This is a genomic window from Xanthobacter sp. NM-59, from assembly GCF_021401125.1.
Lineage (GTDB): Bacteria > Pseudomonadota > Alphaproteobacteria > Rhizobiales > Xanthobacteraceae > Xanthobacter.
In genome coordinates, this window is sequence record NZ_JACBFQ010000001.1 from 464,043 (window position 1) to 490,831 (window position 26,789).

Annotated in this window: 22 protein-coding genes, 2 tRNA genes and 1 pseudogene; 10 read left to right on the forward strand and 15 right to left on the reverse strand. The window is 66.9% G+C overall.

All coding sequences use genetic code 11. The features are described from left to right. Nucleotides 1–31 precede the first annotated feature (31 nt). The 4 genes and pseudogenes from leuD to serA all read left to right on the forward strand — a co-directional run bounded on the left by leuD (nucleotide 32) and on the right by serA (nucleotide 6,474). Nucleotides 32–637 (forward strand): 3-isopropylmalate dehydratase small subunit, encoded by a 606-nt coding sequence (leuD, locus tag L0966_RS02190; protein ID WP_234050207.1) that lies wholly within the window; start codon nucleotides 32–34, stop codon nucleotides 635–637. 272 nt (nucleotides 638–909) lie between these two features. Beyond that, nucleotides 910–2,886 (forward strand): annotated as a pseudogene (locus L0966_RS02195) (cation:proton antiporter); the annotation flags it as partial. 660 nt (nucleotides 2,887–3,546) lie between these two features. Further along, nucleotides 3,547–4,722 carry a phosphoserine transaminase gene (locus L0966_RS02200; RefSeq protein ID WP_234050209.1) on the forward strand — a complete coding sequence of 392 codons (1,176 nt, stop codon included), beginning with the start codon at nucleotides 3,547–3,549 and terminating at the stop codon, nucleotides 4,720–4,722. 165 nt (nucleotides 4,723–4,887) lie between these two features. Continuing rightward, nucleotides 4,888–6,474, forward strand: a complete 1,587-nt coding sequence (gene serA, locus L0966_RS02205; protein ID WP_234050210.1) for a phosphoglycerate dehydrogenase — start codon at nucleotides 4,888–4,890, stop codon at nucleotides 6,472–6,474. A gap of 13 nt (nucleotides 6,475–6,487) precedes the next feature. Here the strand turns inward: serA and L0966_RS02210 are convergent, their stop codons facing one another. Beyond that, nucleotides 6,488–7,438 carry a DMT family transporter gene (locus L0966_RS02210; RefSeq protein ID WP_234050211.1) on the reverse strand — a complete coding sequence of 317 codons (951 nt, stop codon included), beginning with the start codon at nucleotides 7,436–7,438 and terminating at the stop codon, nucleotides 6,488–6,490. Between the two features lie 251 nt (nucleotides 7,439–7,689). Here L0966_RS02210 and yhdJ point away from each other — a divergent pair, with 251 nt between their 5' ends. Then, a complete protein-coding gene (gene yhdJ / locus L0966_RS02215; RefSeq protein ID WP_234050212.1) occupies nucleotides 7,690–8,580 on the forward strand; it encodes an adenine-specific DNA-methyltransferase in 891 nt (296 codons plus the stop codon). Nucleotides 8,581–8,635: 55 nt separating this feature from the next. Here the strand turns inward: yhdJ and L0966_RS02220 are convergent. The 7 genes from L0966_RS02220 to L0966_RS02250 form a co-directional block, all read right to left on the reverse strand. Next, nucleotides 8,636–8,712: transfer RNA gene (locus L0966_RS02220), tRNA-Arg, on the reverse strand. A 214-nt stretch (nucleotides 8,713–8,926) separates the two neighbouring features. Further along, complete coding sequence (locus tag L0966_RS02225) at nucleotides 8,927–9,232, reverse strand: ETC complex I subunit (protein WP_234050213.1); 306 nt, start codon at nucleotides 9,230–9,232, stop codon at nucleotides 8,927–8,929. A 292-nt stretch (nucleotides 9,233–9,524) separates the two neighbouring features. Further along, nucleotides 9,525–10,412 (reverse strand): alpha/beta fold hydrolase, encoded by an 888-nt coding sequence (locus L0966_RS02230; RefSeq protein ID WP_234050214.1) that lies wholly within the window; start codon nucleotides 10,410–10,412, stop codon nucleotides 9,525–9,527. A gap of 3 nt (nucleotides 10,413–10,415) precedes the next feature. Further along, entirely contained in the window at nucleotides 10,416–11,381 is a 966-nt protein-coding gene (locus L0966_RS02235; RefSeq protein WP_234050215.1) for a TauD/TfdA family dioxygenase, read from the reverse strand. 118 nt (nucleotides 11,382–11,499) lie between these two features. Further along, a complete protein-coding gene (locus L0966_RS02240; protein WP_234050216.1) occupies nucleotides 11,500–12,510 on the reverse strand; it encodes an ABC transporter substrate-binding protein in 1,011 nt (336 codons plus the stop codon). 16 nt (nucleotides 12,511–12,526) lie between these two features. Next, nucleotides 12,527–13,372, reverse strand: coding sequence for an ABC transporter ATP-binding protein (locus tag L0966_RS02245; protein ID WP_234050217.1), 846 nt, complete (start codon nucleotides 13,370–13,372; stop codon nucleotides 12,527–12,529). Further along, nucleotides 13,369–14,199, reverse strand: coding sequence for an ABC transporter permease (locus tag L0966_RS02250; protein ID WP_234050218.1), 831 nt, complete (start codon nucleotides 14,197–14,199; stop codon nucleotides 13,369–13,371). The genes L0966_RS02245 and L0966_RS02250 overlap by 4 nt, the downstream gene beginning before the upstream one ends. A 125-nt stretch (nucleotides 14,200–14,324) precedes the next feature. Between L0966_RS02250 and L0966_RS02255 the strand changes: the two genes are divergently transcribed. After that, the gene (locus tag L0966_RS02255) at nucleotides 14,325–15,056 is read left to right on the forward strand and encodes a Crp/Fnr family transcriptional regulator (protein WP_234050219.1); all 732 of its coding nucleotides are present in this window, start codon (nucleotides 14,325–14,327) and stop codon (nucleotides 15,054–15,056) included. A 289-nt stretch (nucleotides 15,057–15,345) separates the two neighbouring features. Here the strand turns inward: L0966_RS02255 and L0966_RS02260 are convergent. The 7 genes from L0966_RS02260 to L0966_RS02290 all read right to left on the reverse strand — a co-directional run bounded on the left by L0966_RS02260 (nucleotide 15,346) and on the right by L0966_RS02290 (nucleotide 22,866). Then, nucleotides 15,346–15,422, reverse strand: a tRNA-Pro gene (locus L0966_RS02260). Nucleotides 15,423–15,616: 194 nt separating this feature from the next. Next, nucleotides 15,617–15,973, reverse strand: coding sequence for a lysozyme inhibitor LprI family protein (locus tag L0966_RS02265; RefSeq protein WP_234050220.1), 357 nt, complete (start codon nucleotides 15,971–15,973; stop codon nucleotides 15,617–15,619). Between the two features lie 139 nt (nucleotides 15,974–16,112). Beyond that, complete coding sequence (locus L0966_RS02270; protein WP_234050221.1) at nucleotides 16,113–17,309, reverse strand: amidohydrolase family protein; 1,197 nt, start codon at nucleotides 17,307–17,309, stop codon at nucleotides 16,113–16,115. Nucleotides 17,310–17,429: 120 nt separating this feature from the next. Further along, entirely contained in the window at nucleotides 17,430–18,203 is a 774-nt protein-coding gene (locus tag L0966_RS02275) for a ferredoxin--NADP reductase (protein ID WP_234050222.1), read from the reverse strand. 31 nt (nucleotides 18,204–18,234) lie between these two features. Next, on the reverse strand, nucleotides 18,235–18,567 hold the full coding sequence (gene fdxA, locus L0966_RS02280) for a ferredoxin FdxA (protein ID WP_234050223.1): 333 nt from the start codon (nucleotides 18,565–18,567) through the stop codon (nucleotides 18,235–18,237). A gap of 194 nt (nucleotides 18,568–18,761) precedes the next feature. Next, the gene (locus tag L0966_RS02285; protein WP_234050224.1) at nucleotides 18,762–22,337 is read right to left on the reverse strand and encodes a molybdopterin cofactor-binding domain-containing protein; all 3,576 of its coding nucleotides are present in this window, start codon (nucleotides 22,335–22,337) and stop codon (nucleotides 18,762–18,764) included. After that, nucleotides 22,330–22,866 carry a (2Fe-2S)-binding protein gene (locus L0966_RS02290; RefSeq protein ID WP_234050225.1) on the reverse strand — a complete coding sequence of 179 codons (537 nt, stop codon included), beginning with the start codon at nucleotides 22,864–22,866 and terminating at the stop codon, nucleotides 22,330–22,332. Before L0966_RS02290 ends, L0966_RS02285 begins: the two co-directional genes overlap by 8 nt. A gap of 318 nt (nucleotides 22,867–23,184) precedes the next feature. Between L0966_RS02290 and L0966_RS02295 the strand changes: the two genes are divergently transcribed. From L0966_RS02295 to L0966_RS02310, 4 genes are read left to right on the forward strand one after another with little or no spacing between them, the layout of a single operon-like run. Further along, nucleotides 23,185–24,681, forward strand: coding sequence for a 6-hydroxynicotinate reductase (locus tag L0966_RS02295; RefSeq protein ID WP_234050226.1), 1,497 nt, complete (start codon nucleotides 23,185–23,187; stop codon nucleotides 24,679–24,681). A 3-nt stretch (nucleotides 24,682–24,684) separates the two neighbouring features. Then, nucleotides 24,685–25,623 carry a UPF0280 family protein gene (locus L0966_RS02300; RefSeq protein ID WP_234050227.1) on the forward strand — a complete coding sequence of 313 codons (939 nt, stop codon included), beginning with the start codon at nucleotides 24,685–24,687 and terminating at the stop codon, nucleotides 25,621–25,623. Beyond that, the gene (locus tag L0966_RS02305) at nucleotides 25,616–26,200 is read left to right on the forward strand and encodes an amino acid synthesis family protein (RefSeq protein WP_234050228.1); all 585 of its coding nucleotides are present in this window, start codon (nucleotides 25,616–25,618) and stop codon (nucleotides 26,198–26,200) included. The genes L0966_RS02300 and L0966_RS02305 overlap by 8 nt, the downstream gene beginning before the upstream one ends. Further along, on the forward strand, nucleotides 26,197–26,781 hold the full coding sequence (locus L0966_RS02310) for an amino acid synthesis family protein (RefSeq protein WP_234050229.1): 585 nt from the start codon (nucleotides 26,197–26,199) through the stop codon (nucleotides 26,779–26,781). The genes L0966_RS02305 and L0966_RS02310 overlap by 4 nt, the downstream gene beginning before the upstream one ends. The last annotated feature ends 8 nt before the right edge of the window (nucleotides 26,782–26,789 follow it).

Consider the following 26,789-nt stretch of genomic DNA (forward strand, 5'->3'; position numbering starts at 1 on the left):
CATGGCAAAGATTCGAACGAGGGTAGTTCCCATGGAGAAGTTCACGGTTCTGGAAGGCGTCGCGGCGCCGATGAAGCTGGTCAATGTCGATACCGACATGATCATCCCCAAGCAGTATCTGAAGACCATCCAGCGCACCGGCCTCGGCAAGGGCCTGTTCTCGGAGATGCGCTACAAGGAAGACGGGTCGGAGAACCCCGATTTCGTCCTCAACCAGCCGGCCTATCGCAAGGCGAAGATCCTGGTTGCGGGTGACAATTTCGGCTGCGGCTCGTCGCGTGAACATGCCCCCTGGGCGCTGCTCGACTTCGGCATCCGCTGCGTGATCTCCACCTCGTTCGCGGATATTTTCTACAATAACTGCTTCAAGAACGGCATCCTGCCCATCGTGGTGTCGAAGTCGGACCTCGACAAGCTGTTCGAGGATGCCGAGCGCGGCGCCAACGCGACGCTGACCGTCGATCTCGCGGCCCAGGAGATCCTTGGCCCCGATGGTGGCAAGGTGAAGTTCGAGATCGACCCCTTCCGCAAGCGCTGCCTGCTGGAGGGGCTCGACGATATCGGCCTCACCCTCCAGAAGGCGCCCGCCATCGCCGCCTATGAGGCGGCCAAGGGGGCCGAGCGCCCCTGGCTCTGAACGCCGCCTGTTCGCGCATGATGAAGGGCACCCCCGCGGGTGCCCTTTTTCGTTTTCCAGCGCCTTTCGGTGCCGCTGACGCGCCTTCGTCACCGGAATCGGATTTCCAGGTCGTGCCGCCTGTCTGCTGCGGCACTGCGTCGATTCTTGTGGGAAAAGTTGGACCCGTCACGGCTTTCCCTTACTCTGTAGCCATTCCTGCATTTGGGCGGCCGTGCGCCAGGGGGGCGTGCGCCGGGCCTTTTGTTTTTTCGTTTCTCCGGAGGTGAGGCTTGCCCCACGACACGCCGCTGATCGCGACCCTCGTTGGGGCCTTTGTGCTCGCCTTTGGTTTCGGGGCCGTGGCGCAGCGTCTGCGCCTGTCACCGCTGGTGGGTTACCTCGTCGCCGGCATCATGGTGGGCCCCTTCACGCCTGGTTTCGTGGCCGATCAGCATCTGGCGGAAGAGCTGGCCGAGATCGGCATCATCCTGCTGATGTTCGGCGTGGGTCTGCATTTCTCGCTGCGCGATCTGCTCTCGGTGAAGGCCATTGCGGTGCCCGGCGCGATTTTGCAGATCGGCGTGGCCACGCTCATGGGCATGGGCCTTGCGCACGTGCTGGGGTGGGGCATTGGCGGTGGGCTGGTCTTCGGCCTCGCTCTGTCGGTGGCGAGCACGGTGGTGCTGCTGCGCGCGCTGCAGGAACGGCGCATGATCGAGAGCGAGCAGGGGCGCATTGCGGTGGGCTGGCTCATCGTCGAGGACTTGGCGATGGTGCTCGCGCTGGTGCTGCTGCCGGCGCTTTCCGAGGCGCTGGGCGGCAAGCCGGCAGAGACGGGAGCCGCCGCCGACTGGTTCGGCCACCTGGACGTGTGGACGTCCATCGCCGTCACGCTAGGCAAGGTCGCGGCCTTTGTGGTCTTCATGCTGGTGGTTGGCCGGCGTGTGATCCCGTTCGTCATGAACTGGGTGGCCCATATCGGCTCGCGGGAGCTGTTCCGCCTCGCGGTGCTGGCGGTGGCGCTGGGGGTGGCATTCGGCTCGGCCAAGCTGTTCGGCGTGTCGTTCGCGCTGGGCGCGTTCTTCGCCGGCATGGTGCTGAGCGAGTCGCCTCTCTCCCATCGCGCGGCGGAAGAAACGCTGCCTCTGCGCGACGCGTTTGCCGTGCTGTTCTTCGTGTCCGTGGGCATGCTGGTGGACCCGGAGATCATCATCACCAGGCCGCTGCCCCTGCTCGCCACGCTCGCCATCGTGCTCGTGGGCAAGTCTGTGGCGGCCTACGTGCTGGTGCGCCTGTTCGGCTATGCCCGCCTCACGGCCTTCACCATCTCCGCGTCCCTGGCGCAGATCGGCGAATTCTCCTTCATCCTGGTGGCCCTGGGCATGAGCCTCGGCCTGCTGCCAAAGGAGGGCAGCGACCTGATCCTGGCGGCGGCCATCATCTCCATTCTCGCCAACCCCTTCTTCTTCCTGGTGCTGGACCGCATCCGCGCTCGCAAGCTGGCGCAGGACGTGGCGCGCGAGGTGGCCCGCAAGCAGGAGAAGGCGGAGGCCAAGGCCGCCAAGCTGGAAGCCAAGAGCGAGGCAATGACCGAGGCCGAGGCGGCGAAGGCGACCGCAAAGGCGCTGGCCAAAGAGGCAAAGGCTGAGGCAAAGGCTCAGGCCAAGGCTGCCGCAAAGGCGGCGAAGGCCGCGGCCAAGGCGGCAGGCGAGGCCACCGCAGATGCCGTTGAGGCCGGGGACACCGAGCCGGATCTGGAGGCGCTCCAGGTCACCGACAAGGAGGACCACACCATCCTCGTGGGCTATGGCCGCGTGGGCCGTCTGGTGGCCGAGGGGCTGAAGGCGGCGGGGGTGCCCCTGCTGGTGATCGAGGATCAGGAAGACCCGGTGGAGGAGCTGCGCGCCGGCGGATTCGAGGTGGTCTACGCCAATGCCGCCTCGCCCGCCGCCATCACCGCCGCCAATGTCGCCGGTGCCAAGCGCCTCATCCTGGCCATTCCCAATGGCTTCGAGGCGAGCGGCGTGCTGAAGAAGGCCCGTGCCGTCAATCCGGACATCGAGATCATCGCGCGAGCCCATTCGGACGAGGAGGTGGAGCGCCTGCGCCAGACCGGCGCCGACTTCATCATCATGGGCGAGCGCGAGGTGGCGCGGGGCATGCTGGGGCAGGTGCTGCCCGCGGCCAGCGCCGAGGCCAAGCCTCGCCTGGAGGCCGCGCTGCCGCCGGTTGGCCATGGCGGTGCCGAGGGCGAGCCAACCCAGGACCATGCTTCTGAACCGAGCGCGGACGCCACGGCGCTCACCGCGGCTCCTGAAGAGGCGGAGCCCAGGGAAAAGCCCGAGGAAGTCCCTGCAGAAAAGGGCGCTGCGCCGGAGGCTTCAGGGGGCGAGACCCCGTCTGCGGCGGGGGGCGGGAAGGGCGAGGTCCGCGCGCCACAGGCCGCAGCGGCGAATGACCGCTAGGTCTTGTCGCCTGCCGCGAAAAGAGAGACCCAACTTCGGGCTGCGGTGACGCGGCGCGAGCGGCAACCGCCTCTCCGCTCATTGGGGGCGAGCCTCCCGGTGTCCGTGCTCCTTGGCTGCGTTGCAGCTGCAGGGTGCCCATACGTTGCTGGCGATCGGCGACGTGCGTCGGGCAATGGCGCTGAGGCGTTGTCCTGACGCGGATTGGGGCAAGGTGGCACAAGAGCGGTGAGCCGCTCACGCATTTGGGCCTTGTTCACCCGCCCCTTATTCACCCGGGCCGGATTCATGTAGACCCCGTGCCGCGCCGCCGCATGGAGCGCCTTGCGGCCCCGCGATGGAGGGGGCTGCCATGCGCGCGGGCGCGTGTCGCCGGCCTTGACGCCCTCCGCCGCGCGGGCGTATCGCCCTGCGCGGGCCACCTCCCCCCAACGGGAGGCGTTCATCTGGAAGGATGGCAATATGACCGTGAATCCCGCTCCGGCCACGCGTCCGGCGAATCCCAATTTTTCCTCGGGCCCCTGCGCCAAGCGTCCCGGCTGGACGCTGGAGGCGCTCGCCGACGCGCCGCTGGGGCGCTCCCATCGCGCCAAGGTCGGCAAGGTCAAGCTGCGCGAGGCCATCGACCTCACCCGCGAGGTGCTGGAGGTGCCGCCCGATTACCGCATCGGCATCGTGCCCGCCTCCGATACCGGGGCGGTGGAGCTGGCCATGTGGTCGCTGCTGGGCGCGCGCCCGGTGGACATGCTGGCATGGGAATCGTTCGGCGAGGGCTGGATCACCGATGCGGTGAAGCAGCTCAAGCTCGACAATGTGCGCGCCATCACCGCCGGTTATGGTGAGCTGCCGGACCTCTCCAGCGTCGATTTCAGCCATGACGTGGTCTTCACCTGGAACGGCACCACCTCGGGCGTGATGGTGCCGGACGGTGAATGGATCCCGGCCGATCGCCAGGGCCTGACCATCTGTGATGCCACGTCGGCGGCGTTCGCGCAGCGGGTCGACTTCTCCAAGCTCGATGTGGTCACCTTCTCCTGGCAGAAGGTGCTGGGGGGCGAGGGCGCCCACGGCATGCTCATCCTCTCGCCGCGCGCGGTGGAGCGGCTCGAAACCTACAAGCCCGCCTGGCCGCTGCCGAAGATTTTCCGGCTCACCAAGAATGGAAAGCTCATGGAAGGCATCTTCCTGGGCGAGACCATCAACACGCCCTCCATGCTGTGCGTGGAAGACTATCTCGATGCCCTGAAATGGGCGCGCAATGTGGGCGGCCTGTCCGCGCTCCAGGAGCGCTCGAACCGGAATTTCGAGGCCATTGCCCAGTGGGTGGCGGTGACGCCCTGGGTGGATTTCCTGGCGAAGGACCCGCTCACGCGCTCCAACACCTCCGTGTGCCTGCGCGTTGTGGATCCGGACGTGACGGCGCTGCCGGCGGAGGCTCAGGCTGCTTTCGCCAAGGCCATTTCCGCCGGGCTTGAGAAGGGCGGCATCGCCTACGACATCGGTTCCTATCGCGATGCGCCTCCCGGCCTGCGCATCTGGTGTGGCGCGACCGTGGAGCGTTCCGACGTTCAGGCGCTCACCCACTGGCTCGATTGGGCGTTCAACGAGGCAAAGGCCGCGCTGCCCCAGGCGGCTTAAGGGGCCGGACGGCGGAGAGCCGCCCGATCATCATCCGGGCTTCCGTGCGCCTTGCGGGCGGAAGCCACGTCCATGCCCCTGCGCTGGCGGGAGCGGGTCCCTGCACCCCGCGTGCGAGGCCCGGCGGGCGTGCCGCCGGGCCTCGCGATCAACGGAGCGTCGACAATGGCACCCCGTGTCCTCATATCGGACAAGCTGTCGCCGGCTGCGATCCGCATCTTCACAGATCGCGGCATTGCGGTGGACGTGCACCCCGATCTCGGCCGCGACAAGGAGCGGCTGGCGGAAGTCATCGGCGCCTATGATGGCCTCGTCATCCGCTCGGGCACACGTGTGACGGCGAAGATCCTGGCGCGCGCGACGCGGCTGAAGGTGGTGGGGCGCGCGGGCATCGGCATCGATAATATCGACCTGCCGGCGGCCACCGCCCGTGGCGTGATCGTGATGAACACGCCGTTCGGCAACTCCATCACCACGGCCGAGCACGCCATCGCGCTGATGTTCGCCCTGGCGCGGCAGATCCCTGCGGCCGATGTCTCCACCCAGGCCGGCAGGTGGGAGAAGAACCGCTTCATGGGCGTCGAGCTCACGGGCAAGACGCTGGGCGCCATCGGCTGCGGGACCATCGGATCCCTTGTCGCGGACCGGGCGCTGGGCCTGAAGATGAAGGTGGTCGCGTTCGACCCGTTCCTTTCGGTCGACCGGGCACTTGCCCTGGGGGTGGAGAAGGTGGAGCTGGACGAGCTTTTGGCGCGCTCGGATTTCATCAGCCTGCACACGCCGCTCACCGACAAGACGCGCAACATCCTCTCGGCGGAGAACATGGCGCGTATGAAAAGGGGCGTGCGCATCATCAATTGCGCGCGCGGCGGCCTGCTGGATGAGGCCGCGCTGGCCGAAGCGCTGAACAGCGGGCAGGTGGCGGGCGCGGCCCTGGACGTGTTCGATGAGGAACCGGCCGTGGCGAGCCCGCTGTTTGGCCGCGACAATGTGGTGTGCACGCCGCATCTGGGCGCCGCCACGGTGGAGGCGCAGGAGAATGTGGCGCTCCAGATTGCCGGGCAGATGAGTGATTATCTGCTGACGGGCGCCATCTCCAATGCCGTGAACTTCCCGTCCATCTCGGCCGACGAGGCGCCCCGACTGCGGCCCTATCTGGCCCTCGCGGAAAAGCTCGGCTCCTTTGCCGGGCAGCTGGCGGACGCCGACATCCGCAGCGTGACCCTGACCTATGAGGGGGCGGTGGCGGGCATGAACCTGAAGGCGCTGACCGCCGCCGCCGTGGCCGGGCTGCTGCGGCCCATGCTGCAGCAGGTGAACCTCGTTTCGGCGCCCTCGATCGCCCGGGAACGGGGCATCGCCATCGAAGAGGCCACCCGCGCCGCCATCGGCGATCACGAGAGCCTGATCACCCTGGCGGCGGAGAGCGCGGGCGAGCGGCGGATACTCGCCGGGACTGTCTTCGCGGACGGGCATCCGCGCATGGTCAGCGTCAACGGCATCAAGGTGGACGTGGAGTTCGCGCCCTCTATGGTCTACGTGACCAATGAGGACAAGCCGGGCTTCATCGGCCAGTTCGCAAGCCTGCTGGGCGAAGCGGGGATCAACATCGCGACTTTCGTGCTGGGGCGCGAGCGGGCCGGTGGCGATGCGCTCGCGCTGCTCGCCGTGGACGATCTCCTGCCGCCGGACCTGCTGGCGCGCGCCCAGTCTCTGCCCCAGGTGAAACAGGTGCGGGCGCTGCGCTTCTGAGAGCGAACGCGCGTCAGGTGGGCTTGTCGGGCTTTTCCGAGGCCCCCGCCTTGCGGGCATTCCGCGCGGCGAAGGTGGCGAGCGCGATGCCGCTGATGACCAGCGCATAGCCGCCCAGATGGAACCAGGCCACGCGCTCTCCGAGGAAGGCGATCGCCAGCCCCGTGCCGAACACCGGCATCAGGTGCAGGAACGGCGCGGAGGCGTTGGCGCCCACGAGCTCCACCGCCCGGTTGAAGAAGAGATAGGCGATGAGCGAGGGACCGATCATCACATACAGCAGCGCCAGCAGCGACTGGGTATCAAACACCAGCACTCGCCCGCTCCAGGCCTCCCACAGCCCGAAAGGCATCAGCAGCACTGCGCCCATGGCCATGATCACCGTGAGGAACGACAGCCCGCCGAGCGGCGGCCGGGTGCGCAGGATGGCCGCATAGAAGGCGTAGATCAGCAGCGCGACGAGAATCCACACGTCGCCGATATTCGGCTTGAGGTGCAGCAGGGTGTCCACCTCGCCCCGGCTGATGATGAGCAGCACCCCGCACAGGGACGTGAGCACGCCGGCGGCCTGCCCCAGGCTCAGCCGATCCCGGAACAGGGCGAAGCTCCACAGCCCCACCAGCAGCGGAGCCATGGACTGCAGCAGCAGGCCGTTCAGCGCCTCCGTATACTGCAACGCATAATAGCTCATGGCGTTGAAGCAGGAGATGCCGGTCGCCGCCAGCAGCAGCAGCGACCAGAAATGGGAGCGAATCAGCGGCAAGTCACGCATCACCTGCCGATAGGAGAAGGGCAGCACGATGAGGGTGGCCCCCACCCAGCGCACCAGGGCCATGGACAGGGGCGGCACATGGCCCGCCACATAGCGCCCCACCACGAAATTACCCGCCCAAAGCAAGGAGGTGAGGCACAGCAGAAGGTAGGGCGCATCGAACAGGCGGCGCAGGGACAGGGGAGCCGACATGTTTCCTCCCGATTGCCGGCGACGCTCCGGCAGGCGCCACCGCGGCGGCACCTCGCGAGGGGGCCGCATGCTTTGAAGGCACCTGATCGGCCAAACCGGTATGCAGTTCAAGGACCAAGCGGAAGCCACCGTTCTGCGGCTGGCGCATGGCAGGCCTCCATTTGTCGCCGAGGCGTGACACGAAGCCGTGGTGTCGCAGGGTTTGGCAGCTAAAGTCCGCACGGGAACACGGCCGGTGGGGGAGGGGCGGCATGCGCAGTTTCGGATCGCAGGAGCACGCCATCATCCATGGCGATGCCCTCGACGCATTGGCGGGCATTGCAAGCGGCAGCGTCGACCTCGTCTTCGCCGATCCGCCCTACAATATCGGCAAGGATTTCGACGGCCTGCGGGACCGGCGAGATGAAGGGGAGTACCTGGCCTGGTGCGGCCGCTGGATCGACGAATGCCGGCGGGTGCTGAAGGCCGACGGCAGCTTCTATCTCATGGCCGCCACGCAGATGATGCCGCATCTCGACCTCTATTGCCGGGAGCGGTTCTTCATCCTTTCCCGCATCGTCTGGGCCTATGACAGCTCCGGCGTGCAGGCGCGGCGCTTCTTCGGCTCCATGTGGGAGCCGATTCTGCACATGGTGGTGGACCGTGGCGCCTACACCTTCAATGCCGATGACATCAAGGTGGAGGCCAAGACCGGAGCGCGCCGCGCCTTGATCGACTATCGCAAGGAGCCTCCGGCCCCCTACAGCCGTGAGAAGGTGCCCGGAAACGTCTGGAGCATGCCGCGCGTGCGGTTCCGCATGGGGGAATACGAGAATCACCCCTCCCAGAAGCCCGAGGCGCTGCTGGAACGCATGATCCGCGCGTCGAGTCGGCCGGGGGATCTGGTTCTGGACCCGTTTGCCGGCAGCTTCACCACGGGGGCCGTGGCGCGGCGGCTTGGGCGGCGGTCCATCAGCATCGATCTCAACGAGGCCTACGTGAAGATTGGCCTGCGCCGGCTGGAGATGCCGTCCGATTATGCGCCCGAGGAGCTTGCCAAGGCGAAGCCGCGCAAGACCAAAAACCGGTCCAAGTACGAGCGCGGGGCCGTGGTGCCGCAGTGCGCCTTGGGGGAGGGCGACAGTGCGCCCGATGAAGCTTGAATCGGCCCGGTTTGGAGCGTGTACCCGCAGCCGGCATCAATCCTGCGGTGAGAAGTGGCGACCCCGGCGTGACTCGAACACGCAACCGCTCGCTTAGAAGGCGAGTGCTCTATCCAGTTGAGCTACGGGGCCGAAGCCTGAATGCCGCCTCCTGAGCGACCCGGCGCGGCAGCCCGGGTTGCCCGGTTTGGCTTGAAGCATTGGCGCCGCGCGGCTGTCGGGCCGGGGCGCCTCAATTCGCGCAAAAATCGGAGCAGGCCCTGCCTTGCGGCTTGGTGATCCACTCCGACTCGATCTTAACTTACTCTCCGCGCACGCGCTGCAAGGGCATTCGCGCGCGACCGGCTCAGTGGGTCCACTGGCCCACGCGGCGGAAGGAGAAGTTGTCCGAGTAAGCGATCTTCTTGCGGCTGGCCTCGTGCGGCTCGGACACCTGATAGGGGATGTTCTCGCGTTCCGCATAGGCCACGGCCTCTTCCTTCGTCTCGAAGGTGAGGCGAATCTGGCTCTGCATGTCCACCGAACAGGTGTAGCCCATGAGAGGGTCAATGGTGCGGGGGCTCTCGGGCTCGTATTCCAGCACCCAGAGCTTGGTCTTGGCCACGCCGGATTGCATGGCGTTGCGTGTCGGCTTGTAGATGCGTGCCACCATGTTCTTCAGCCCGCTTCCCATCGCGGCGGGACCATGCCCGCCGACCCACCAGGGTGTCTCGTTCGTCTGGATCTATAGTGAGCGCGCGCGGCCCTGACAACCGCGCTGGTGTTCCCATGCAATGTGGCAGCAAGCAGCTGGTGGCGACCACGGCCACGTCGTGCGCCCCGGCCGGTCACAACTGCTGGGCCGGAACGAGGTTGCGCGTCTTTTGGGAGCGGCGGCCGCCCGCGCTTTCGCGCCGCCCAGTGCTGAGAGGCGCAGGCTCACGCGCCTTTGGAGATCCCCTGGCCTATTTCCAGCGGTCGAGCCATGTGAGCGCCATGTGCGCCACCTGCTCTGGCACCTCGCGTTGCGGAAAGTGACCGATGCCCGGGAGCAGGTGACGCTCATACGGGCCCGTGAAGCGCTCTCGCGCCTGCGACGTGGAAGCATCATTACAGGCATCCCGCGCGCCATGGAGAATGAGGGACGGCGAGGCGATGGCTGGCAGCGTCGCCAGCCTTTCCTCCAGCCCGGCATAGGCGGCATCATCGGGGGCATGCCCCCAGCGCTGCCGATAGGCATGCACCGTCACGGCGAGCCAGTCGGCACCGGCGAATCCCGCGGCAACTTCCGCGAACGCCGCTTCGGGCACCGTCCATCCGGGAGACCAGACCCGCCACAGATGACGACAGAAGGCCTCACGGTCGGCGGCGAGAGCGGTGGCCCCCTGCGGCAGGCAGAGGAACCACTGATACCAGTAATTCTGAGCCTGCTTCAGGGCCAGTGTTCCCGTTGCGCCATAGCCGACCGACAAGGCGACCAGGGCGCTGACCCGTTCAGGTGCCAGAGCGCCGAGCGCATAAGCCGTGCGTGCCCCCCAGTCGTGACCGACGACGGCGAAGCGGCGGATGCCTAGCCCGTCGACCAGGGCCAGGGCATCGGCCGCAAGCGCGCTGACCTGCCCGGATCGCGCCGTCTGCGCCGAGAGAAAGCGCGTTGGCCCGAACCCCCGCAGATGGGGCCGCAACGTGCGCCAGCCCGCCGCATTCAGGGCGGCGGAAACAGGGGTCCAGCATTGCGGCCCATCAGGCCAGCCATGCAGCAGCAGCGCGACGGGACCGGACAGGGGTCCTTCATCCGCGAAGTGAATCTCCAGCCGGTCGGTGGCGAGGCGCCGCCACGTATCATCCACCATGGATCACAAGCCGTAAGCGACTTTGGAAACGCGCCCGTCGCCATCGACAGCGGCAAGGGTGTTTGCCACCCCCTCCGTTCCCGCCGTCAGCTCCGGCAGGTCGAAAGTGACGCGCTGGTTGACGCGCCGGGACGGCCAGTAATCGGCAAGGGCATAATGCTGGGTGGCGTAATTGTCCCAGATGGCGATGCCGCCCTTCTCCCATTTATGAGTATAGGTGAACTCCGGCTGGCGGATCCACTGGGCCAGGAAGGAGAGGATGGCGCGGCTCTCCGTCCCCGATAGGCCGTTGATCTGGCGAGTGAACGTCTCGTTGACAAAAAGGAATTCCTTGCCCGTGCGCGCCTGCTGCCAGACCACGGGATGCACCACCGGCTTGAACTTGCGGATGGAGTTGATGAGCACATCTTCCCCAAGATTCGCGAGATAGGAGCGCCACTGGCTCACCTCCCAGGTGTGGGTGGCATCAAGGTCCCTGAGATAGGCCTGGAGGCCCGGCGACAAGGCCCGAAAAGCCTTGCTCATGGAGGACCATGCCGTGCCGCCACCAACCTCCGGCGTCTCGGTGATCTGGATCACCGTTCCGGCTGGCGGGTTGGGCAGCCAGGTGAGATCGGCATGCCAGTGGTCCACCGAGGCCGGGTGCTCGGCATCATTGGCCAACACTTCGATTTGCGGGTGCCCATCCTTGCGCGGGAAATAGGCGCCCTGCGCGACCGGGCCGAAGACGGAAGCCAGCTCAAGATGCCGCTCGGGCGTGATGTCCTGCGGCGGCAGGAAGATCACTTCGAAGTCGTCCAGCGCCTGGCGAAGCTCTGCGCTCACCTCTGGCGACAGGGGCCGGGACAGATCCAGCCCCTCGATATGGGCGGCGAAATTGGGCAGCTGCGGTACGGGCCGGATATGCCTGTAGCGCTCCTGCGTATTGATGAGCGTGGTGGCCGATTTGGCTGTCTTGTAGGCAAGCATGGGTTTTCTCCCAATGGCGCGTCTTGAGGCGCAGCGGGTTGCGGCCCGCGCGTGGAAAACGCGTGCGTTCATGAGATTGGCGGGGGCTCCGAGCGGGGCGAGTGCGGGGCGCGCCGGCTCAGGCAATGGCGGACAGGAAGATTTTCGGGTCGAAATAGGTTTCGGCGCGGATGGGATTCTTGATGGCGCCGACTTCCTGATTGAAGTCCGTCACCTGATTGAGCCAGCGCACGATGGAGCCATCACGGTAATATTTGGGCCATTCGCTGGTCGGGTAATACTTGATGAGCGTGGCCTGGCGCTGCAGCTCGCTGGCGGTGAAGTCCTTGTACTTGTCGCGTGCAAGAATGGCGAAGGCCTCATCCGGTGAGGAAAGCAGAAAATCATTCGCTTTCGCCCACCCCCGCACCAGCCGCTTCAACAGGGCGGGATTTTCCGAAATCAGGCCATTGCGGGCGGACCAGCCATCCACAACGGTGGCATCGGGAAAATCGATGGATGTGGCCAACAGCACGGCATCCTTGCGGCGCTCGCGGATGGGCGTATCCAGCGGCACCCAGAGCACCACGGCGGGAACCGCGCCGGAGATGAAGGCCGCGACGGCCTGATCCAGTCGCTGGTGCACGATTTCCACATCCCGCGTGCTGTCGAGCCCCGCGCCTTTCAGCGCCCGATGCAGGAAGAAATGGGCCGTGGTACCGCGCGTGGTCGCGACCTGCTTGCCCTTGAGATCCGCGATGCTCTTGATGCCGGCCGCCGGATCCACCCAGATCTGGGCGATGCCTGTTTCCAGGCCGTTGATCAGGAAAACCTCACCCTGGCCGCGGGCCGGGAAATTGGAGATGACCGCCCCCGTGCTCACCACGTCCACGCTGCCACCGGCCAGGGCCTGATAGGCTTCAAGGCCGGTGATGAACTGCACGGTCTCAAGCTCCAATCCCTCCTGCCGGAAGGCTCCGAGATGTTCCCCGAGCCACAGATGACCATCGCAGGACAGGGTGTGCAGGTAGCCGACCTTCAGCTTCTCCGCCCCGGCGGCGAAGGTGCGCCGGGGCGCAAGCGGGGCGGCGGCAAGAGCAAGGCCAGCTGCGGCGGTGAGCGACAGGAGGCGGCGTCGGGAGAATTTCATCGTTCTGGTCCGGGTTTCAGGCGGTGATGCGGTCTTCGCGCTGCTGGCGGGCGTATTCTTCCATCACGCGGACGCGCAGATGGGCCTGCAGGCGGGTGAATTCCGGGGTTTCGAGCACGCGCTCGTCGCGCGGATACGGAAACGGCACGTCGATGACTTCGGCGATCCGGGCAGGGCGCGCGCTCATCAGCACGATGCGGGAGGACAGATAGAGCGCCTCGTCCACCGCGTGGGTGATGAGCAGCACCGTCTTGCGCTCCTCCTGCTGCAGGCTCAGCAGAAGATCCTGCATCACCAGGCGGGTCTGGGCGTCGAGCGCGCCGAACGGTTCGTCCATCAGCAGCGAGCGCGGATTGACCGCATAGGCCCGCGCCAGGGCCACGCGCTGGCGCATGCCGCCGGAGAGCGTGTTGGGCAGCGCATCGGCAAAATCGGCGAGCCCCATGCTTTGCAGGTAATGGGTGCAGATGGCGTCCCGGTCCGCGAGGCGCGCGCGGTTGGCGCTCAATGAGAGCCCGAAGGCGATGTTCTCCCGCACCGTCAGCCAGGGAAACACGCCATATTCCTGGAATACGACCCCGCGCTCCGGTCCAGGAGCGGCAATCGGCCGGCCGGACAACGTCACGCTGCCCGATGTCGGCCGGGCCATTCCCGCCGCGAGCTTGAGCAAGGTCGTCTTGCCGCATCCCGAAGGGCCGATGAGCGAGACGAATTCACCCGGCCGCAGCGTGAGGGAGACGTTGCGCACCACCCATCCGCCATGGGGAATGCCGTCATAGCGAACCGAAACGTCGTTGAAGCGGATCTCGCCATCGAGGGCGGAGGCCGGGGCTGAGCCGGCCGGAGGGGGAAGGCGCGTCACGGGCGGATCCTTTCCTGCCAGCGCACCAGCCGGTTGCTCAGTCGCACCAGGGCGAAGTCCATGAGCATGGCGGTCAGGCCGATGGTGATGAGGCCGAGATAGATGGTCTCGATCTGGAAGTAGGAGGCGGCGACCTGGATCATCGAACCCAGGCCGAGCTGGGCGGAGACCAGTTCGGATGCCACGAGCGTCATCCAGCCGACACCGAGGGCGACGCGGGCCGCCGTCAGCACATGGGGCAGGGCCAGAGGCAGCACGACCCGGCTGAACAGCTCGCGGTCATTGGCCCCGAGGGCGCGTGCGGCCTGCACATAAATGGGCGGAATCCGAGAAATGCCCTCATAGAGCACCACCACCGCGGTGAAGAAGGCGGCGTATCCAAGCACCAGTGCCTTCGCCAGCTCACCAATCCCGAAATACAGGATCATCAGCGGGATCAGGGCGATTGGAGGCAGGGCGCGAAAGAAGTTGAGCATGGGCGTGAGCACGCGCCGGGCGCCGACATACCAGCCAAGGGCAAAGCCGACCGGAACGGAAAGCGCCACCCCGGCGGTGACGCTCACCAGCACGCGCAGGCTGGATGCGGCCCAATGCAGCGGCAGCTCACCATCGCGAAGAAGCTCGGAGCCCCGCTGCAGAACGGCCAGCGGAGAGGGCACAAGGCCCGCATACTTCGCGCTCAGAGATCGCACGGCCACCCACGCCAGCAGCAGGATGACCCAGGGCAGCGCCAGGGCCAGGCTCCAGAGCAGTCCGCGACAGCGCAATGGCCCCCGCGCCCCGGGCACGGCCACTCCGGTGGCCCTCATGACATCCCCGTCACTCATTGTGTTTGCTCACTTCTGCCGGGCCAGACCCGTTCGATGCGGCTTCATGTTAGAGTCGCTGAAAGCCGCAATCTGTCGCCTGCGCGACATTTTTCATTAAAATGATCAATTTTATAGATTTTAATATGGCCGAAGCCCCGCAGGTTCCCTGGTACTGGCAGCCCTTCGACCTGTTTGCCGGGGTGGCCACCGAGGCTCGCGCCGTGATGGAGCGCGCGAGCGAGCGGCGGATCTATCTGCGGGGAGAGAGCATCATCGCTGCGGATGATCCGGCGAGCCATGTGTTCTGGCTCGAAACGGGCCTCGTGAAGATCTTCCATCTCTCCGCGCAGGGGGAGGTCACGATCTTCTGGTTCTGCATGCCGGGAGACTGGTTCGGCGCCGGCGGCATATCGGGCGCGCATGAGCAGGCGGTATTCGGCCAAGCCATGGAGCGCAGCATCGTGCGGGTGCTGACGCGCGCGGATTTCGAGCAGGTTCTGCAGGCCTATCCTGGCCTTGCCCTGAACATGATTCGGCAGGTCAGCGCGCGCCTGCGCATCGCCTGCGACACCATGGTTGACCGCACCGTGCAGCACACGGATGCCCGTCTCGCCAGCACCCTGCTGCGGCTGGCCCGCAATTGCGGGGAGCCGCGCGGCACCGAGATTCCCTTCCGCGTGTCGATCACGCAGCAGGAGCTCGCGGACATGGTTGGCGCCTGCCGGCAGACGGTCAACCGCATCCTGAACCGCTTCCAGCAGGAGGGCCTGCTGCGCCTGGAAGGCCGCAGGCTCGTTCTGATGAGGCCGGATGCCCTGCAGATGTTGCTTGAGACGCGCGCCAGCATGCCGCCACCGCCCGCGATGAATCTTTAGGCGCTCAGGCGTGCCGGCGTTTCAGCTCTGGGAGGGCGGGTGACCGCTATCGAGGGCTTGGGTCGCAGGCCCTGCGGCGGTCGGGGAGCCGGCAGCTTTCGCGAGCGGCCTGGGCATGCCGTGCGTGGAAAAACGCTTGAATGCCACGCGCCGGGGCGCTGCCATAATGGCGTCAGATCGCAAAGGAGAGCTTCACCTCTCCCCGCCAGGGATTCAGGAGAGCGGGTGATCTCGCAGCCGGGTTTCGCGGATGGCACGGGCTCGGACGCGCACCGAAACCGGTGAAATTTGGTCGGAGCAGCAGGATTTGAACCTGCGACCCTCTGCTCCCAAAGCAGATGCGCTACCAGGCTGCGCTATGCTCCGACATCGGGGAGAATGGCGCCATTCCTACATTTCGCAGGCGCGGAGCGCAAGGGGGCATGGTTTGGAGCCAAACAAGGTTGGGCATGTGGCCGGTGACCCCGTGCCGGAGACCAAGGTGCGTTAAAGCGCAATTCCGGCCCTCAGAACCGTCGCCGACGTTGCCGACGGCCACAGTGTGGGGGCCTATAGGTAGCTCAATCGCGCTTGAACTCAGCGGTCCGGCTCATGGTTTCCTTGATCTGGCAGAGCAATGAATCGATCGCGCCCGCGGCGCGGGTTCCGGCGGCAGGGCGACATTGATCATCACGCCATTTTATCCACGCTCGCTCCGCCTCCTGAAGATGATGGCGCCCCTCAGGAGACAAGCGCGCATCCTGATGCTGAACCTCTTGAGCTATGCAAGTCCGGGCCTGCGACATGCCTGGGGCTTCGCCCATGCATGGTTGATACTGCAGGCTTTGGCCAACGAATTCATATGGTTGGCCAAGTTCGCTGGCTGTCGCCGGCAGTGTCATGACGGCGAAGCCTGCGACCATAATGCCCGACTGCATGATGCGGTCGATAGCTTGTCTGCATGCGTAGCGTATGCACGCGACATTTCACGTTCAAACGCAACCCATTTGGCCAGCGCCGCGCTATCTGCGGCAGCTGGCCAATTGGGCCACCGAACGACTGGGCGGGGCTCCAGACTCACCTCACGATGGTGGGCATCCGTGTGGCCGGCGGGGTGTTGCGCGAGCGTTCGGTGCGCACCATGCCGTCGATAATGGTCATGCCGATGCCCGGCAGGTCGCCGAGGGACACGCTCTCCAGCAGCGTCTTGCCGGCGGAGTGCTGGGCCGTGTCCATGATGACGAAATCGGCCGTGCGGCCCACTTCGATGATGCCGCAGTCGAGGTTGCGCATGCGCGCCGTGTTGCCGGTGGCCAGGCAGAAGGCCTGCTCGGCCGGCAGGTCGCCCATGGAGGAGAGCAGGGAGATCATCCGCAAAATGCCCAAGGGCTGCACGCCCGAGCCGGCCGGCCCGTCGGTGCCGAGAATCACCCGGTGCAGCTCGCCCATCTCCCGCGCGGTGCGCAGGGTGAAGAGGGCGGAACGCTCATTGCCGTTGTGCACCAGCTCCAGGCCGCGCTTGCAACCCTCGCAGATGCAGCGAATCTGGCTGTCGGGCAGCGCGGTGTGGCCGCCATTGATGTGGCCAACCACATCGGCGTCCGTCTCCAGCACCACATCCTTGTCGATGAGGCCCGAGCCGGCGATGGACGGGCCGCCCGTGTGAATGGTGGACTGGATGCCGTATTTGCGGGCCCAGCCCACCATCTTGTTGGCGGTGGGCCCATCCTTCACGCCGCCAAGGCCGATCTCGCCCAGGAGCTTCACGCCGGCGGCGGCCAGCTCCTTGAAATCGTTCTCTTCCATCTCGTGCTCGATGACGGGGGCTCCGGCATGGAGTTTCACGCCGCCGGGGCGGAAGGCGGAAAAGGTGCGCTGGGCGGTGATGGCGAGCGCCTTGATGCCGATGACGTCGCGCGGGCGGCCGGGATAATGCACCTCGCCCGCCGAGATCATGGTGGTGACGCCGCCATGGAGCGAGGAATCGATCCAGTTCATCTGGCTCTGCCGGGGGGTCCAGTCGCCCGCCACCGGGTGCACATGGCTGTCGATGAGGCCGGGCGTCACCGCAGCCCCGCCCGCATCCACCATGGTGGTGGCGCCCTCGGTGTCGACGTCCTTCAGCCGACCAATGGCGGTGATGCGGCCGTTCTCGGCGACGATGGTGTCGGCATCCAGGATCGGCTTTTCAAGGTCGCCGCTGATGAGAAGGCCGATATTGCGGATGACGAGCTTGGTCGGGCCCTTGGGGCCGGCCGGGGCGTCGTGAGCCATGCTTTATTCTCCGGAAGGTTCGAGCCGGAGAGGCAAGGTCGACCCCGGCCATTTGTTTGTAAGCATATGAATTCTAGGCCCGGCGGATGCGGTTGGGAACTGCCTCCGCCGGGAAAATTTTCAGCGTTCGGCGAATGCCTTTTCCAGCACGAAGTCACCCGCCTCGCCGTGATTGCCTTCCACGAATCCAAGGGTTGTGAGCCGGCTTTTCAAATCCACCATCATCTGGGGCGAGCCGCACAGCATCACCCGGTCGCGGGCCTTGTCGAGGGGCGGCAAGCCGATGTCTTCATAGAGCTTGCCGCTGTCCATGAGGGTGGTGATGCGGCCCTGGTTGCGGAATTCCTCGCGCGTCACGGTGGGGTAATAGATGAGCTTGGCCTTCACCTCCTCGCCCAGGAATTCGTGATCGCGCAGCGCATTCACCATCTCCTCGCCATAGGAGAGCTCGCCCACCTGCCGGCAGCCGTGGACCAGCACGATCTTTTCGAAGCGGTCATAGGTCTCCGGGTCGCGGATGATGGAGAGGAAGGGCGCGAGCCCCGTGCCGGTGCCGAGCAGATAGAGGTTGGCGCCGGGGTTCAGATTGTCGATGACGAGGGTGCCCGTGGCTTTGCGGCCGACGATGATGGGGTCACCCTCTTTGAGGTGCTGGAGGCGCGAGGTGAGCGGGCCGTCGGGCACCTTGATGGAGTAGAACTCCAGCGTCTCCTCATAATTGGGGCTCACCACGGAATAGGCGCGCATCAGCGGGCGGCCGTCCACCTTGATGCCGATCATGGTGAATTCGCCGTTTCGGAAGCGGAAGCCCGCGTCGCGCGTGGTGGTGAAGCTGAAGAGGCGGTCGGTCCAGTGGCGCACGCTGAGCACGCGCTCTTCCATCAGGTTGCTCAAGTGAGGGCTCCGGAAGTTCTGATTTGAGGGGTCAAGCCGCGGCCGGCGTGGGGGAGAGCAAAGGGCGCTTGCCCTCCTTGCCGTTCCATTCCTCGGCGTCGGCGGGCGGGTCGATCTTTTCGGTGATGTTGGGCCACTGGGCCGCATATTCGGCGTTCAGCGCGGTCCACTCGGCAGCGCGCGGATCGCTGTCCGGCACGATGGCGGAGGCAGGGCATTCCGGCTCGCACACCCCGCAATCGATGCATTCGTCAGGGTGGATCACCAGCATGTTCTCGCCGGCATAGAAGCAGTCCACCGGGCACACGGCCACGCAGTCCGTGTATTTGCAGCGGATGCAGTTCTCGGTCACCACATAGGCCATGGAAAGCACGCCTTTTCGCTGGGTTATTTTTGTTTGTGTACGAATGAAATTAGGCGCGCTCACCGTCGCCTGTCAACGCAGGAAAAGCCTTTCGGTGCGGACATTTCAGGCAGGTGTGCCGCGCTCTTGTGCACAGCGCGGCGCAGGGCCCTGGTGAAGCCCCGCGCCGCGCTCATGCTCTTCGCCCGAAGGCGTCAATGGCTTCCAGGATTGGCCCGCAGCCGGGCCACGGTGTCCTCGATCCCGGACCAGGCCGGTGCCTCGGGCGCGAACTTGGCGCGCAGATAGCGCACCAGCGCCGCCACCTGTTCGTCGCTCATGCTGTCACGGAAGGCGGGCATGTCGCCCAGATCGCGGGCGGCGGGGTTGGGAATGCCGTCCAGAATCACGCGGATGAGATTGTCAGGCCGCGCCGCGTGCACATTGGTGTTGAGCGCCAAGGCCGGGCGCGCGCCGAACAGGGTGGGGCCGCTGTCCGAATGGCAGGCGGCGCAGGCACCCTCATAGAGCCGGCCGCCGAGCGAATCGAGCGGTCGCAGGGAGGCGCTGGCCTTGGCCTGCAGCTCCGCGGCCCGCGCGACGGGCTCGGCCTGGGCCGGCGGGGCGAAGGAGGCGAGATAGGTGGCCATGGCGCGGATGTCCGCGTCAGGCAGGGCCGAAAGCTCCTCGACCACTGGCGCCATGGGGCCGGCGGCGGTGCCGTGGAAGCGCGAGAAGCCCGTGCGCAGATAGGCGAACAGCTCGTCTTCGGTCCACGGAATGGGGGCGCTGGACAAGGCGTTGAGGGCAGGGGCCTCCCAGCCGTCCACCATGCCGCCGGCGAGCGTGGCCGCGCCGGTCTTCTCCGCGCCGAGCAGGTTGCGCGGGGTGTGGCAGGCACCGCAATGGCCGAGCCCCTCCACCAGATAGGCGCCGCGATTCCATTGGGGCGAACGCGTCGCGTCCGCCTGCATCTGCCCTGGGCGCAGAAACAGGGTGTTCCAGCCGGCCATGAGGGGGCGGATGTTGAAGGGGAAGGCCATCTGCGCGGCGGGCGTCGGCGCCACCACGGGGGCCTGCGACATCAGGAAGGCATAGAGCGCCTGGAGGTCCGTGTCCGAGGTACGGGTGAAGGAGGTGTAAGGGAAGGCCGGGTAGAGATGGTGCCCGTCCCGAGAGATGCCCTCGCGCATGGCGCGCTCGAAGGCGGCATAGGACCAGCGGCCGATTCCCGTCTCCGGATCAGGCGTGAGATTGGTGGAATAGACGGTGCCGAAGGGCGTCTCCATGGCCCGCCCGCCCGCATTGGCCACCCCGCCCGGGATGGTGTGGCACACCGCGCAGTCGCCCAGCGCCGCGAGCTGGCGTCCGCGGGCGATCATCTCGGCGGAAAAGGACGAGGGGTCTGGCGGGGAGATGGGCGCGATGGCGCCGCGAATGGGCAGGGCCACGGCTGCCATGCCCAGCGCGCCGGCCAGCGCCGCGCCCGCCAGCGCGAACCAGGAGCGTTTTTTCGGCGCGGGCGGCGGCTCTTCCGGCGGAATGGGATTGCCGAGGGCGGCGCGCACCCGCTCGGGCGTGAACGGCGGCTCGCGCAGGCGCACGCCGGTGGCATCGAAGATGGCGTTGGCGATGGCGGCGGCGGAGGGAACCGAGGCCGATTCGCCGGAGCCCAAAGGCGGATCATCCGGGCGCGGCATCAGCACCACGTCGATCACCGGCACTTCGGGAAAGGTGAGGATGGGATAGGCGCCCCATTCCTTGTCCGCCACTTCGGTGTCGGTGAAGCTCACCTCCTCCTTCAGCGCGCGGCTGGTGGACTGGATGACGTTGCCGTGGATCTGGTGCTCGATGCCCGCCGGGTTGATCATCAGCCCGGAATCCTGGCCCACCACCACACGCTTCACGGCCACATCGCCGGTGCGGGTGTTCACCTCCACCTCGGCCACCCAGGCCGACCAGGCGGCGCCATAGCCGGGGAACTTGGAATGCACGTAAAGGGCATAGGCAAAGCCCTGCCCGCGCACCACGTCGCCGTCCACCACCTGCTGCCGGGGCCCGGTGCGATGCTGCCAGCCCGCGCGCGCCGCCACCTCCCTCACCAGATCCACCGCACGCGGATCGTGCAGATAGCGCAGGCGATATTCCACCGGATCGACCCCGGCGGCGGTGGCCAGCTCGTCGATATAGCTCTCATGGGCGAAGGAGTTGGGCAAAGCCGAGACGCCGCGCAGCCATGCCGCCCGCACGATGGGCGCCATGTCATGCACCCGCACGCGGATGTTGTCATAGGCGTAGGGCGGAATGGCGGTGCGGTCGCCCATCTCCATCACGGGATTGTTCGCCGGCACCCGGCCGGTGAGCAGCAGCGCCAGCGTGGTGGCGGCGTTGGAGGGGTAGCGGGTGGCGAAGTCATACGCGGCCGGGGTGCCGTCCGCATTGAGTCCACCGGACACTTCCATGAGCTGGGCCGCGCCCTTGGGCTCCCACGCATGCTCCTGCTCACGGGTGAGCTGCACCCGCACGGGGCGACTCACGGCGCGCGAGAGCAGGGCGGCATCGGCGGCCACATCGTCCGCGCAATTGCGGCCATAGCAGCCGGCGGCCTCGAAGCGTAGTACCTCGATATTCTCTTCCGGAATGCCGAGGAGCACCGAGATGTCGAGCCGCAGGGGATAGGGATTCTGCGTGCCGGACCAGATGGTGGCGAAGCCGTCGCGCACATCCGCCACGGCGCACGAGGGGCCGATGGAGCCGTGCATCTGGAACGGCCACACATAGGTGCGGTCCATGGGCACGGCGGCCGCCGCGCGGGCGGCCTCCACATCGCCCTGGTCATGCAGGGTGCGGGTGACGGAAGGATTGGCCCGCAGGGCGGTGGCGATGTCTGAAAGCGGGGGCAGGGTAGGCGGCGCCTTCCATTCCACCTTCAGCACGCGGGCGGCCTCGGCGGCCTGCTCCTCGCGGTCCGCCACCACGCCCACGAAATCGCCCATGGTGACCACCGCCACAACGCCCGGAATATGGGCGATGGACGCTTCGTCCACGGCGATGAGGCTCTTGCCGATGAAATCGCCGGCATCCACCCCCGCATAAGGCGGGCGCACCACGCGGCCGTGCAGCATGCCGGGCACGCGGACATCGTGAACATAAGTGAAATTGCCGGTGGCTTTCGCGGGAATGTCCACCCGCGGCATGCGCTGGCCGACGATGCGATGCTCCGACACTGGCTTCACCGCCACATCCTCGGACAGGGTGAGGCGATCGCGGCGGCCCTTCAGCAGCGCGGTATAGGAAATGCCGGCATTGGCGCCGGCGCCGCCATGCACCACGCCATCGGTCACCTTCAGCTCTTCGAGCGGGCGCCCCAGCGCCTCGGCGGCGAGCGCCATCAGCTGGTGGCGCGCCTGGGCGGCGGCGAAGCGCAGCGGCACGGCCGACACCTGGATGCTGTCGCTGGCGATGGTGGCGCCCTGGTTGGGCGTGCCCGAGGTGTGGCCGAGCACCATGGTGACAGCCGACAGCGGCACATCCAGCTCTTCCGCCACGATCTGCGCCAAAGCGGTGCGGATGCCGGTGCCGAGGTCCACGTGGCCGTTGAAGGCGAGGATGCGGCCTTCATCGTCCAGGAACAGGAACAGGTCGAGGGCGCCTTCCGGCGGCGGCGCTGTAGGCACCAGGCCCTTCACATGCCGCGCGGGGCGAAGGATCGCCAGGGTTCCCGCCCGCTCCAAAAGCTCGGCGGGGGTGGGGGTCGGCTCGGAGATCGGGCCGGGCGCGGCATCACTCATCGCGGGGCTCTTCCTGCTGCCCGCTGGCAGCGGTGTCGCCGGCCGGCGCCGGGCTCAGCGCCTGGGCGGCGGACATCACTGCGGCGAGGATTTCCACATGGGTGCCGCAACGGCACAGATTGTACCGCAACGCCTCGCGCACCTCTTCGAGAGTCGGGGCGGGATGGCGCAGCAGGAAGGCGGTGGCGGTCATGATCATGCCATTGAGGCAGTAGCCGCATTGGGCGGCCTGGGCGGAGATGAAGGCGGCCTGGACCGGGTGCGGCGCATCAAGGGTGCCGAGTCCCTCCAGGGTGGTGATGGAGCGCCCCTCGGCGGTCTTCAGCGTGGTGACGCAGGCCCGCGCCGCCACCCCGTCGATGAGCACGGTGCAGGCGCCGCATTCCCCCAGGCCGCAGCCGAATTTCGGGCCATTGAGGCCGAGGTCGTTGCGCAGCACATAGATGAGCTTGGTGTCACGCGGCAGGTCGAAACTGCATGCCACGCCATTGACGGTGAGCACGACTGGCGCGCCGGAATCCGAAGCCATCTCAGGCGTGCCCTCCTGCCCGTCGGCGGAGCGGCCGCTCACCCCTAACTATGTGCAGTGCAATATTTTTCCGGGTCATCATCTCGGCCGCTCTGAAGGTGCGGGAGCCCTGTTGTCTTTCCAGATTGTTTCTGTACCAATGAAACTCGTCAAGCGCCGTTTGGCCGAAGATGCCCTTTCAGGCAGCGTGCCCATTCCTTGTGCTTGACAGGATCGCGGCAGCAGATTTCATTGGTGTACATATGAACTGATCCGGTGGCCGAACCGCCGGACCCCGGGCCTTCCAGGTTCCTGCCGAGAGTGACGAGCGAGAGCGATATGGGTGAACAAGAGACCATGGGCGCGCGGCCTGCCGGCGATGAGAAGATCCGCTGCGATGCGTGTCCGGTCATGTGCTACATCAAGCCCGGCATGACCGGCGCCTGCGACCGCTATGCCAATCACGCGGGCGAACTGGTCCGTGTCGATCCCCATGTGGTCCTCGATCGCACCCTGGCCCAGGGCGGGGCGATCGTGCCGTTCAATCGCGGCGGCGACTGGGACGGCAAGCTGGTCTCCACCCCCGACACCTTCGTCACCGCCATCGGCGCCGGCACCACCTATCCAGACTACAAGCCCGCCCCCTTCATCGTCTCCGCCGAGGTGGATGGCGTGGACATGGTGACCGTCGTCACCGAAGGCATCTTCAGCTATTGCGGCGTGAAGGTGAAGATCGACACCGACCGCTTCCTGGGTCCGGAGCAGGCCACCGTGCGCGTTGACGGCGAGGCGGTGGGCCATGTGACGACGTCCGAATATGGCTCGCAGATGCTGTCCCTGGGCGGGGTGCACCACCTCACGGGCGGCGGCAAGAAGGAAGGCCGCGTCACCTGCGAGGCGCTGCTGGATCTGTGCAATGGCAAGGCGGTTGAGCTCTCCATCGACGGCGGCTCCACGGTGGTCGTTGAGGCGGGTAAGCCGCCGATCGTGAACGGCATTCCGGAAGAGCGCATGCGCGTCGGCTGCGGCTCCGCCACCATCGGCATGTTCGCCAAGCAGTGGTTCGACAAGGCGGACGAGGTGGTGGTGGTGGACGACCACATCACCGGCGTGCTCTCCGAGCACCAGGCGGGCAAGCTCCTGGGCGTGCGCGAGACCGGCATCAAGATGAAGGGCCGCCGCTCCACGCCCGGCCGCTATTTTCAGGTGGCCGAGCCCGGCACCGGCTGGGGCGGCACGGATATTTCCGACCCACTCTCCATCATCGGGCCGTTCGACCCGAAGGTGGCCTGGCCGGGGCTGCGGCTGTTCTTCATCTCCACCACCGGCGAGCACGCGGCCTATTATGAGCTGGACGATGCGCTGGTGCCGGTGGCCAGGGAGATGCCGGCGGAACTCGCGGCTTCCGCCCAGCGGGTGAAGGACAATTGCGAACCGGCTTTGTCCACGGTGCTGTTCATGGCGGGCGCGGGCGGCTCCCTGCGTGCCGGTGTCACCGAGGATCCGGTGCGGCTCACGCATTCGGTGAAGGACGCCATCACCTATGTCACCTGCGGCGGGGCGCCGGTCTATGTCTATCCGGGCGGCGGCATTACCTTCATGGTGGATGTGACGCGCATGCCCGAGAACGCCTTCGGCTACGTGCCTACCCCGGCGCTGGTGGCGCCCATAGAGTTCACCCTGCGGCTGGCCGATTACCAGACCCTCGGCGGGCATATGTCCGAGGTGCGGCCGCTGGCCTCACTGGCCGGTGAGGAAAGCGTGAAGCCTCTGGCCCCGCGCCCCGATAATCCCTGGCCCTTGGCGCCCCAGGCGGCCAAACGGTCTCACGGCTGAGCCATGGCTTCGCAGCACGCTCCCTCCCGCTCCGAACGGCGCGCGCCCCAGGCGGCGATGCTGCCCGATGGACGCCGCCTGCACCTGCAGGATGGGCCCATCGACCTCATCGTCGAGGCGGTGGGCGAGGGGGAGGCCGTGCGGCGGGCCTATGAGGCAGCCGTGGCGCGCTTCACCGGCCTGCTCGACGCGCTGTGCGCCGAGCTCGCGGCCCTGCGGGCGCCGGCGGGGGCACATGGTCCGGCCTTCGTCCACCCGGTGGCGCGACGCATGGGCCAGGCCGTGGCGCCGTTCGCGGCCGACGTGTTCATCACGCCCATGGCCGCGGTGGCGGGGGCGGTGGCCGAGGACATTCTCTCGGCCCTGGTGCTGCCGGGCATCTCGCGGGCCTATGTGAACAATGGCGGAGACATCGCCCTTCACCTGCCGCGGGGCGCGCGCTTCGCGGTGGGGCTGGTGGACCAGCCCGAGCGGCCACGGCTGATCGGCGCGGCCGAGATTGACGCCGATGGGCCAGTGCGCGGCGTGGCCACCAGCGGCTGGCGCGGGCGCAGCTTCTCGCTGGGCGTCGCCGATGCGGTGACGATCCTGGCGCCCAGCGCGGCCGTGGCAGATGCGGCAGCAAGCGTGGTGGCCAATGCGGTGGACCTGCCGTGGCACACGGGCGTTGTCCGCGTGCCGGCGTGTGAATTGCTGCCGGAAAGCGATCTCGGCACCCTGCCGGTGACGCGCTACGTGCCCGAGCTGACGGCCGCCGAGCGCGCCGAAGCCCTGGATGCCGGCCTTGCCGTCGCGCGGGATCTCGCCGCGCGCGGGCTTATCTGTGCCGCGGCCCTGCATGTGCAGGGCGAGACGGTGAGCACCGGGGATGGCCTGCTGCCCCTCCTCTCGCCGATGGCCGCTCGACCCTCACAACCACAAGAAGAGTGTGCCCATGCCTGAGGTCAAAGTCCGCAAGCGCCTTCTCATCACCGAGGAGATTTTCCACGAAGGCGGCCCCGTGGCCGCCGTGCCGCACAAGCGCGGCGCCATCATCAGCGTGATCGAGAACCCCTTCGCCGGCCGCTATGTGGAAGAGATCGCCGGCTTCATGGATGATCTCCAGCCCCTCGGCATCGCCATGGCGCGCGACCTGCTGGCGGCGCTCGGCGGCGATGCCTCGGCCATTGACGGCTACGGCAAGGGCGCCATCGTCGGCGCGGGCGGCGAGCTGGAGCACGGGGCGCTGTGGCACGTGCCCGGCGGCTATGCGATGCGCGAGATCCTCGGCGACACCAGGGCCATCGTGCCGTCCACCAAGAAGGTGGGCGGGCCGGGCACCCGGCTCGACGTGCCGGTGACCCATGTGAACGCGTCTTATGTGCGCAGCCATTTCGACGCCATGGAAGTGGGCGTGCCCGATGCCCCCAAGGCGGACGAAATTGCCCTGGTGCTGGTGATGAGCTGCGGGCCGCGCGTGCATGCTCGCGTGGGCGGCCTCGCGGCGGCGAATATCAAGGGTGAGGACGGACTGAGATGAGTGCGAAGATCCGCAAGATCGTCACCATCGTCGAGGAGACGCACAAGGAGATGGGTCGCCCCGTCTCCCCGCCCACGCGGCGTGCGGCGGCCCTCGCCGTCATCGAGAACCCCTTCGCCGGGCGCTATGAGGAGGACCTCACCGACCTCATCGCCATCGGCGAGGAGCTGGGGGATATCTTGACCCGCAAGGCGGTGGCCGCCCTCGGCATCGAGGGGGACAAGGCGCAGAGCTACGGCAAGGCGGCGCTGGTGGGCGAGAATGGCGAGCTGGAGCATGCCGCCGCCCTCCTGCACCCCAAGATGGGCACGCCCGTGCGCAAGGTGCTGGGCAAGGGCGCGGCCCTCATCCCCTCGTCCAAGCGTCGCGGGGGGCTCGGCGCGGAGCTGGACATTCCGTTGGGGCATAAGGACGCGGCCTATGTGCGCAGTCACTTCGACGGCATGCAGGTGAGCATCAACGACGCCCCACGGGCCAATGAAATCGTGGTGGCGGTGGCCGTCACGGATTCGGGGCGTCCCCTGCCGCGTGTGGGCGGGCTGACGGCCGCCGACATCAAGGGCGAGGACGGCCTGCGTTAAAGTCGCGT

Excerpts from the sequence above, each read along its gene's own strand:
- L0966_RS02210 (WP_234050211.1), bottom strand. The coding sequence starts at position 7,438 with ATGTCGGCTCCCCTGTCCCTGCGCCGCCTGTTCGATGCGCCCTACCTT.
- L0966_RS02200 (WP_234050209.1), top strand. The coding sequence starts at position 3,547 with ATGACCGTGAATCCCGCTCCGGCCACGCGTCCGGCGAATCCCAATTTT.
- L0966_RS02295 (WP_234050226.1), top strand. The coding sequence starts at position 23,185 with ATGGGTGAACAAGAGACCATGGGCGCGCGGCCTGCCGGCGATGAGAAG.
- L0966_RS02310 (WP_234050229.1), top strand. The coding sequence starts at position 26,197 with ATGAGTGCGAAGATCCGCAAGATCGTCACCATCGTCGAGGAGACGCAC.
- serA (WP_234050210.1), top strand. The coding sequence starts at position 4,888 with ATGGCACCCCGTGTCCTCATATCGGACAAGCTGTCGCCGGCTGCGATC.
- L0966_RS02240 (WP_234050216.1), bottom strand. The coding sequence starts at position 12,510 with ATGAAATTCTCCCGACGCCGCCTCCTGTCGCTCACCGCCGCAGCTGGC.
- L0966_RS02290 (WP_234050225.1), bottom strand. The coding sequence starts at position 22,866 with ATGGCTTCGGATTCCGGCGCGCCAGTCGTGCTCACCGTCAATGGCGTG.
- L0966_RS02265 (WP_234050220.1), bottom strand. The coding sequence starts at position 15,973 with ATGCAGTCGGGCATTATGGTCGCAGGCTTCGCCGTCATGACACTGCCG.
- fdxA (WP_234050223.1), bottom strand. The coding sequence starts at position 18,567 with ATGGCCTATGTGGTGACCGAGAACTGCATCCGCTGCAAATACACGGAC.
- L0966_RS02300 (WP_234050227.1), top strand. The coding sequence starts at position 24,685 with ATGGCTTCGCAGCACGCTCCCTCCCGCTCCGAACGGCGCGCGCCCCAG.
- L0966_RS02255 (WP_234050219.1), top strand. The coding sequence starts at position 14,325 with ATGGCCGAAGCCCCGCAGGTTCCCTGGTACTGGCAGCCCTTCGACCTG.
- L0966_RS02305 (WP_234050228.1), top strand. The coding sequence starts at position 25,616 with ATGCCTGAGGTCAAAGTCCGCAAGCGCCTTCTCATCACCGAGGAGATT.
- L0966_RS02225 (WP_234050213.1), bottom strand. The coding sequence starts at position 9,232 with ATGGTGGCACGCATCTACAAGCCGACACGCAACGCCATGCAATCCGGC.
- leuD (WP_234050207.1), top strand. The coding sequence starts at position 32 with ATGGAGAAGTTCACGGTTCTGGAAGGCGTCGCGGCGCCGATGAAGCTG.
- L0966_RS02250 (WP_234050218.1), bottom strand. The coding sequence starts at position 14,199 with ATGAGTGACGGGGATGTCATGAGGGCCACCGGAGTGGCCGTGCCCGGG.
- L0966_RS02230 (WP_234050214.1), bottom strand. The coding sequence starts at position 10,412 with ATGGTGGATGATACGTGGCGGCGCCTCGCCACCGACCGGCTGGAGATT.
- yhdJ (WP_234050212.1), top strand. The coding sequence starts at position 7,690 with ATGCGCAGTTTCGGATCGCAGGAGCACGCCATCATCCATGGCGATGCC.
- L0966_RS02235 (WP_234050215.1), bottom strand. The coding sequence starts at position 11,381 with ATGCTTGCCTACAAGACAGCCAAATCGGCCACCACGCTCATCAATACG.
- L0966_RS02270 (WP_234050221.1), bottom strand. The coding sequence starts at position 17,309 with ATGGCTCACGACGCCCCGGCCGGCCCCAAGGGCCCGACCAAGCTCGTC.
- L0966_RS02285 (WP_234050224.1), bottom strand. The coding sequence starts at position 22,337 with ATGAGTGATGCCGCGCCCGGCCCGATCTCCGAGCCGACCCCCACCCCC.